We start from the raw sequence: 7177 nt of genomic DNA, 5'->3' as shown, positions 1-7177 counted from the left end.
CTGAAGTTCGCCACGAGTGTCCTGTTTCCGGTCGCGGTGAATGAGTAAGTGGTATTCGCGCTCACCTGCACTCCGTTCTCCGTCCAGTTGACAAATTCGTAGCCCGCATTTGCCGAAGCCACAAGATTAACCGTCTGCCCGTGATTGTACGTTCCGCTACCATTTGCCGTCCCTCCAGCTGAGGGGATTGAAGAAACTGCTATGGAGTACTGGTTGATCAGGAAATTCGCGGTGATCGTCTTGTTGGAATTCATGGTTATACTTGCCGGATTCACAGAGCCAGTTTGATCACCACTCCAACTGCTGAAGCTCCAGCTTGTTGACGGGATTGCCGTCAGCTGAACTATCTCGCCGTGAGTGTAAGTCGATTTGTCAGGATTTTTCGAGACCGAACCCTGACCGACTGTGTCCGTCGAAAGCGTGTAAGTCTTTTTAGCTAGAGAGACATTCACGCTCTTGCCTGAATCTACATTAACGCTTCCGGTAGAGTTTTCGTATCCAGTCTTGCTTACTGTGTATGCCCTGTTCCCGACCGGAACTTCCGAAAAAACGACCCTTCCCTGGGAGTCAGTCTGAAGTGACTCTCCGTCAAAGTCAACATTGGCACCGTTTACGGAGCCCGATTCATCACTGACATTGAACGTAATCTCAAATTCGGCGAGGTTTTCCTTCGAAAGAGCCGCTTCGCATTGCGAGACAACCTCGTCCCCCACATAACAGACAATCATCACGACCTGTGCATCTCTGTTAGTCCAGAACGCCGAAAGATCAACAATTCCATTTTCGTCAGGAACGGCTTCTTCAGGAATCGGGGTCTGTATCGCCGGATCAATATCTGGATATATGAATCTCACTTTTGTGATCGCCGGGTCTAGTTCAAGCCTTACTTCATACTTACAACCGAAAAATGCGCTCTCCAGAATGAACTTGAAATCCTTAGATAATACAGATGCTACAAATCTAGCCTCAAGTACCCTGTCATTAAAGACATCGAATCTGTACTCTTGATCTTCACTGACATGCTGGCCATTTTCGTACCAGCCGGAGAACATATAGCATCCACTTGCCTCAGCGGTTAGTAGGGCTTCTTCACCGAAGCCATAAGAGCCACCGCCGGAGACAGCACCGCCGTTTTCCGGACTTGCATATACTTCAACAAAATACTGGTGTTCCACAAAGTCTGCAGTCACAGTCTTGTCGTTGTCCATAGTTATTTGCGTTGGGTTCAGAAAGCCTTCCAGATCTCCGGTCCAGCCACTGAAACTCCACCCATTTTCTGGAATGGCTGTCAGCTCGACAATCTCCCCATGGTTGTACCTTTCCTTTTCAATCGACTTCGAGATCGAACCTTCTCCGGAAACCAGAGTCGTCAGTTCATAGGTTTTACAAGCCAATACTATGTCAACGGTTTTGTCGGAATCTACGATCACGTTTCCTGCCAGGTCTTCGTATCCCAACTTGGTTATCGTGTAATCTTTGCTTCCGGGACTTATTTCGTAGAATTCCGCGTTCCCCTGAGCATCAGTCTCTCTTTCCTCTCCGGCAAAACTAACCAGTGCTCCCTCTACTGCTCCTTCAGAATCGCTCACAAAGAAAGCAACCGAGTATCTCTCAAGCTTGAAACTGGCCGTAATTGCCTTATCGCCATCCATAGTGATTACAATCTCTGTGTCCGATCCGGTGGCATCGCCGGTCCACTTCTCAAGCAACCAGCCCTCAGCCGGTTCTGCCGTAAGGGAGACTTCCGTTCCTTCTTCATATATAGTCTCTTCAGGAGCAATAACTACCAAACCATTTCCTTCAATTACAACTCCGAGCCCGTAAAGGAATCTTCCATTCAGTACGTTGAAAAGACTATTTTCACAGAAGCCAAGCGCATTGTTCGGAAGCCCGAGCGTATGAAGTGAGTCCTGTGTAAGGTCATACTTCGGATTTGCCGGATATGTTTCAAAGTCCCATATCCAGGCTCCAAACGGTGGTGTGTCAATGATCACATAAGAGTCATTTACGGAGAGTACTTCGATCAGCAACTCGACCTTCTCTGCAAATGTCATGTTCTCAAGACATTCGAGAGAGTAGAAAATAAGATCGCCGTCTATGAGTGCATATACTCCAGTCCTGTCTTCCACTGCTGCCATGTCGAATGTTGACTTGGTCTCAGGAAGAGCAACCGTCTTCTTTAGAAGCTCCACACCCCTGGAGTCTCTAACTGAGAGTGTCACTTCGTCTGTCCCAATGTTCGCGAAGAATCTTGATTCGGCTTTGCCTCCGCTAAGCGTTACGGAAGGCATCTCGTTGTCGAACTCGACAACCGCCGCATCCTTTACTCCCTTCACATCGACACTGAATGCAAATTCGCTGATTCCCATGAGAGCAATCTCACGGATAAGAGTGAATTCGGCATCGATCGAGGGTTCTCCGCCAAGTTTGAAACATGCAGGCAGAAAAAATAAGAGCACAAAAACTGACAATAGAAAAAAAAGACGTCTGGTACTTGCCGGGTTTTCTCTCCTCATAATCCTCAACTCCCGTGTTCAAAAAAGCAAACTATAATATACAAAACAATCTATAGATTGAATCATAGATATATAATTATACAATGCAGAGGTTGAAGGAAATAATTAAGGTTTCACTATGATAATCGATTATTGTCGTTAAGAAGAGTCGGCTAACTTACCGCAGGTTTTCGATCAAAAGAATCGGGGGTTCCATCGAACCTTGCGTGTTATAATTCTTTCTATATGAGACAATTGGGAGGTCTGTACGATGTCGATATTCAAAAGAAAGGCAACTGTCTTCCTCAGCACAATTCTCCTTCTGTTCTTTTTGTCTGGTTGTAACTCTCCCGTTCCTGAAATATCTATTCCCGATCAGACGATATCCGAAGGGGAAGAGCTCTCAGTAGATCTTTCAAAACACACAAAGATCGATGGAAAAGCGAGTATTATTTACACTATTGGCAGCGGCGTTGGTAGTGTAAGGGATAGCACTTTCATCTACAAGCCGGATTTTGCCGACTCTGGTACTCGCAGTGTCTCGATTCTCGCAAAAACCGAAAAGGGTAAAGAGAGTAAGACGACCTTTAATATTACAGTACTTAACGTCAACAGACCGCCTGCGATCTCTATTGAGAACAGTGAGATAGCCTTTGGAGAAGAGATAACAATAGATCTTGAAGCCGCTTCATCTGACCCTGATGGTGATGTCCTTACGTTCGCAGTATCTGACGAATCTCTGTCAATAGAGGATGGGAACCTCCTTGTCAAAGCTAGCAGCCTCAAGCCGGGCACAAACAGCATAACCGTCTTAGCTAGAGACCCGGAAGGAGCAGAAGCCTCTACGACCTTCTCTATTGAAGTTAAGACACCATCGTTTTCTGCTGATGGCAATACATTGATAGTCGACAAAGCCGGCGATGAGTTCACAAGTATACAGAAAGCCGTCGATGCTGCAAAGACTGGAGATACTGTTCTCATAATGCCTGGAGTTTACGAAGAAAATGTCAGTGTTTCCAAGTCAATAATCATTGCAGGCGCTTCAAAAGACTCGGTGATTCTACTCGCGCCAGAAGGGAATACCGCTGGAATCTATGTCAGGAGCGTCGACGGAATAACTATAAGAGATATAACAATCAAAACTCCCGCAACGGCAGTACAGTTTTCGCGCAGTTCCGGAGAGATAATCGGTGTAATTATAAAGGGCGGCAGATTTGGCATCTCTTACAGTGGCGCTGCAGGTAATGTGCTAAAGATAGATGATTGCCTCTTCTCGGCATTTGAAAGCGAAACTACTGAAGAAAAGCTGGCTGAAAGACTCACAGGTCTTTACGTTTACGGTAGCGGTCATTTGATAGTCGAGAACTCCATCTTCTTTCTAAATGGAACCGGTCTTTATATTAGCAACGATACTAGTTTCTCGATCTCCAACTCCGTTTTTGAGAAGAATACGGTTGCGCTGTCGATAACTGGAACTGCCCGTGGAACGGTCGAGAAGAATAGAATTACGGGAAACATAGATAACGGAGTTCTGCTTAGAAGCACCTCGACTATTGAGTTCAGCAGCAATATCTTCTACAGAAATGCCCGCCATGGCTTCGATCTATATCTCAGAAGCTGTACAGATTGCGGTTGTGGCGGTACTGTCTTCAATGGGACTGTTCTGGGCTCTGGAAACGTATTTGATGATGAGAAAGCAATTTGCCCCAGAGACTTCAGTTGGCCCGAAGGCTTCTATACAGTGGATGAGCAGATCTCAAAAACGAACTAAAACACTCAGAAGAATAAACATACAGAACCGGCCTGATTTATGGGCCGGTTCTTCTATATTTCTTAAGCATTCCAACAAAGAAAGGTACAGAAAAAAGGGCAATTCTGTATCTTTAGATAACGCGTTGCTAGTTCACCCATCGAGCGTTCTTACTTGCGAAAAGCCCGTCATTGCAAACGACAGTGCAATAAATCAGTATTGATTACAGCAAACGTATGTATCAATCGATTAAGTATAACGAACTTTTTATGACTGCTTTTGGCAGTCATCACCTTGTTGGTATTCTCCGTTATTTTAACATAGACAGATTGCCGATTCTCTACTGTCATTACTATCTACATCCCAATTCTGAAGTAAGCGCCATCGATCCATGAATCCAGAAAAACACAACCTCTGTCAAACAAAAGTAATCTTTATGACATCTATGTTTTACTTATTTCTCTATATCGTTCGTATGATTTTGGGTTTGTTTAGTATAGAATAGATTCAAAGGTTATTTGTTATTGAACTGGGAAGTGAGGAGAGAAGAATGTCAAAGATTGGATTGGTTCTGACTATAGCGATTCTGATATTCACAGCGAGTGGTTGCCTGCTTACACCTCGATTGACTGGCGAACCTGCGGAGAACGCTCTCTCTCTTGAGCCCGAGATTCTACCACTTGACGCTTTTGGTGTCAGAAGAACAGAAATTGTGGTCGCAGGAGCTAGTGTTGGAACCTTCTCTTTCTGGATTGAAAACGGTTCACTTAAACTTTGCTTTGAGAGTCTTGATGGATGGATGTTCAGCAGAATCGCTTTCGAGACTAAAGAAGCAATTGGTGAATTCAAGCTTGACGATAGTGGCAGTTTGGATATAGCTTTCTTTTCTACAGATGTGTCCTTCGAGGATGGTGTCAATTCTACTTCCTATGAAGTTGCTCTAGATTTCCTAGGTGATTTTTCAACGAGTTTCTTCACCGCACTCTATCTGGAGATGAAAAATGCTGACGGCATTGAGGTCTCGACTGTTCCGACTGTGTATCTCGGCACCATATTCAGAGATTCGGGTCAGCTTGATCTGAATGCCGTCCTGACAGGTGGTCTTTACGTCGAGCTCCGGGATGGTTTGGCTTACTGTGATCTGTCTCTTATAAATGAGGGTAATATTGAAGCTTCGCTTATTGCTGTGGAGCTTCTCTTTGAGATCGAAGAAGAAGGAACATGGCTTGAGTTTGAGAGAGTGAAATTGGTTTCCTTCGAAGACGAACTGAATCTGGTTCCAGGCGCTTCAACTAAACTGAGTGCTGAGGTGCCCGCAAAAGGCATAGTAAGAGTTACAGCAGACATTAGCTCTATTAACAGCGATAGCGTTCGACTGGTTTGCATATATGAAGGCGATTTCTAAGCATACGTTTGTATTTGATTTATGGTATGATAAATACAGATACTCCATTGTTCTTCTTCTTATCATTACTTCAGCACCTTTTATTTCTTCTTGAGAGATTTTGGGGTGACATGGCATATAGTTGCATATCAATCGACTGGATAATGTTATTTGCACCCATTGAGGTGGAGGTGGAGTTATGAAAAGAAGCTTTATTATTGTAGTGGCAATTCTTATACTCTTGGTTCTGGCAGGTTGTATCAGACCGCAAGAACAGGAAGAGCTGTTGATTGAAGAGTTTCCAGAGAATGAAGTTCAATTTGAGCTGGGTTCGGTAAGCGGGCTTAAGTCTTCTTACAAGATAGTAATTCAGAGAGTCCATGTCGGTAATGTCTATGCATGGGAGGAAGACAATTCTCTCTTCTTGAAGTTCGAAGGCATTGACGGCTGGCTATTTACCGAGACCAGAGCCGCAACATCCCTGACAATCGAGGGATTCCCCAGAGATAGCAAATCGAAAATCGATCCATCGCAGTTTCCGGGTGAAACTCACAATCCTCCTGTTTTGACCTACACGATGGAGCTGCCGCTGGGAAATTTGAACGATGGACAGACAGTCTATTTCGGCACGTTCGTAAGGCTGGTAAACTTCGATTTCAACGGTAGACGTGTGAAAGCAGAGTACGGAGTGTGTATAAATTCATTCATATATCACGACGATACTCCGGTGGTAGATAAGAAACCAAAGCTCGAAGGCGATATAGATGATCCGCTTGTCAGAGGTTTTACCTATGACTGGGAAATTGAGAAGAGTGTCGATCCCGAATCTGTGGAGTTGAAACTCGGAGAATCGGCAACTTTAACCTATACTATAAATGCGACTAGAACTCCGGTAGAAGGAGATTTTGCTCTTTCCGGGGCAGTTAATCTCAACAGTACCGGCGAATTGCCGGCTTCAAACATTTCAATAACTGTGATGCTTCAATATCTTCTTGGAGATGTATATACAGATCTGGAAGGTTTCACCGCGATAAATGTCGATACTTCGGCGACTCCCACTTTGAACCCGGGAGAATCCAGCTCATATAAGTATGATTTCGCCTTCGATCCAAAGGAAGGCGTTGATGAGTATAGGATTCGGGCTTCGGTTACAGCGGACGATATCTTCCCTTTCACTCTGGATGCGACCTTCACATTGAGCGGGCTTGCAGAGTCCACGGACGCCACCGCAACGATTGCTGACCAGTTGAAGGACATAGAAAGCGAAATACCCGGTGGGTTTAGTGCAGCATATGTACCACCGACAACGGGAAACTGGATATTGGAGCAACCAGGGGATGGGATTCAGACCTTCTCGATAGTCTATGAGGTTCTCCTTACTAACGAAAAGATAGAAGATCCACAACAGGATTTCTATATACTCGATAACACGGCAACACTCACCGAATATGACAGCAAGACCGAGCACTCAGACGATGCACGTGTGATAATAACAGTTCCGCAGGAATCAGAAGATATTCTCGAACTTACGGTAGAAGTAAGTGGAGA

Annotated in this window: 4 protein-coding genes; 3 read left to right on the top strand and 1 reads right to left on the bottom strand. The window is 44.8% G+C overall.

Going from position 1 to position 7177, the window contains the following annotated elements; genetic code table 11:
* A partial coding sequence (locus BG32_RS09250) for an InlB B-repeat-containing protein (RefSeq protein ID WP_147434914.1) occupies window positions 1-2516 on the bottom strand: 2516 nt, incomplete at its 3' end.
* A gap of 250 nt (window positions 2517-2766) precedes the next feature.
* On the opposite strand from BG32_RS09250, the gene BG32_RS09245 reads away from it, so the two are divergent.
* The 3 genes from BG32_RS09245 to BG32_RS09235 form a co-directional block, all read left to right on the top strand.
* The gene (locus BG32_RS09245; protein WP_121526727.1) at window positions 2767-4266 is read left to right on the top strand and encodes a nitrous oxide reductase family maturation protein NosD; all 1500 of its coding nucleotides are present in this window, start codon (window positions 2767-2769) and stop codon (window positions 4264-4266) included.
* A 529-nt stretch (window positions 4267-4795) separates the two neighbouring features.
* Window positions 4796-5650 carry a hypothetical protein gene (locus tag BG32_RS09240; protein WP_121526726.1) on the top strand — a complete coding sequence of 285 codons (855 nt, stop codon included), beginning with the start codon at window positions 4796-4798 and terminating at the stop codon, window positions 5648-5650.
* Between the two features lie 178 nt (window positions 5651-5828).
* The coding region (locus BG32_RS09235) for a hypothetical protein (protein ID WP_147434913.1) at window positions 5829-7177 on the top strand (1349 nt) is incomplete at its 3' end.

The organism is Mesotoga sp. HF07.pep.5.2.highcov (assembly GCF_003666285.1).
Lineage (GTDB): Bacteria > Thermotogota > Thermotogae > Petrotogales > Kosmotogaceae > Mesotoga > Mesotoga prima.
Note: the sequence above shows the minus strand (reverse complement) of the source record. Positions and strands in the feature narration are given on the sequence as shown.

Coding starts and splice junctions, on each gene's coding strand:
- BG32_RS09240 (WP_121526726.1), top strand. CDS start 4,796: ATGTCAAAGATTGGATTGGTTCTGACTATAGCGATTCTGATATTCACA.
- BG32_RS09245 (WP_121526727.1), top strand. CDS start 2,767: ATGTCGATATTCAAAAGAAAGGCAACTGTCTTCCTCAGCACAATTCTC.